Here is a 326-nt window from a genome sequence, read left to right on the forward strand (position 1 = left end):
TGAGGATGTTCGCGCGGTGGCCGGGGCTCTTCATCCAGGCGTCCATGACCGCCTCGGGCGTGGCCTGGCCGCGGGCGATGTTCTCGCCGCCGAGGCCGGTGATGCCCGCGGTCTTCGCGCGGTCCCAGGGCGTGGCGCCGTCCGGGTCGGTGTGTGCGAAGAAGTCCCGGCGGGCCATGTCCTCGCTGAAGTCCTGCGCCAGGCCGGTCAGGCCGCTGTCGGCGGTGACCGGGGCGCAGCCCGCCTTCGCGCGTTCCTCGTTGACCAGGCCGATGACCCGGGCACCGCGGAGCCGGAACCGGCGTCCGGCGACGGGTCCGCCGTGC

At 74.8% G+C, this 326-nt stretch carries 1 protein-coding gene; it reads right to left on the reverse strand.

The window, feature by feature from the left end:
- The coding region (locus C3486_RS36765) for a CAP domain-containing protein (RefSeq protein WP_258053219.1) at nt 1-326 on the reverse strand (326 nt) is incomplete at both ends.

It is taken from the genome of Streptomyces sp. Ru73, assembly GCF_002920575.1.
Classification (GTDB): Bacteria; Actinomycetota; Actinomycetes; order Streptomycetales; family Streptomycetaceae; genus Streptomyces.